At 65.3% G+C, this 689-nt stretch carries 1 protein-coding gene; it reads left to right on the top strand.

The annotated features are described in order from the left end of the window. A partial coding sequence (locus D5S19_RS03870) for an IS3 family transposase (protein ID WP_120021957.1) occupies positions 1–685 on the top strand: 685 nt, incomplete at its 5' end. Between the last annotated feature and the right edge of the window lie 4 nt (positions 686–689).

Raw genomic sequence — 689 nt, 5'->3', positions numbered from 1 at the left:
CGGGTCGCCGCGGATCACCGCCGAACTCCGCGACCAGGGCGAGGTCGTCACGGCGAAGACCGTCGCCAAGATCATGGCCTCGATCGGTCTGGAGGGCATCAGCCCACGCACGTTCAAGGTCAAGACGACGGTCGTCGACCCGGCCGCGTCATTCCCGCCGGATCTGGTCGAGCGAGGGTTCGACCGAGGCCGGCTGGACGCGGCGTGGTTCACCGACATCACGTACCTGACGTGTGGTGAGGGCGATGTGTTCCTGTGCGCGATCCGGGACGGGCATTCCCGGAAAGTGTTGGGCCACAGCATCTCTGACCACATCAGCGCTGAGATGGTCACCGACGCCATCGACGCCGCGGTGGCCGCCCGTGGCGGCAGATGTGGTGGCACGATTCTGCATTCCGACCGTGGCGGGGAGTTCACGGCGCATCTGACGGCGCGAGCGTGTTTCCGGCACGGGCTGCGCCGGTCGATGGGCGCGACCGGGATCTGCTGGGACAACAGCCCGGCGGAGTCGTTCTGGTCGTCGTTCAAGCACGAGGAGTACTACCGGCACGTGTACGCCACGAAGTCGGAACTCGTTGCTGCGGTTGACAATTGGGTGAAGTTCTACAACAGTGTGCGGCGGCACTCCTCGATCGGGATGCTCAGTCCCGACACCTTCGAGCAGTCACTCCGCATGGCTGCCTGAAACC

The sequence above is a fragment of the Amycolatopsis panacis genome (assembly GCF_003600245.1).
GTDB lineage: Bacteria > Actinomycetota > Actinomycetes > Mycobacteriales > Pseudonocardiaceae > Amycolatopsis > Amycolatopsis sulphurea.
The sequence above is the reverse complement of the archived record's forward strand: the minus strand, read 5'-3'. Positions and strand labels throughout refer to the sequence as shown.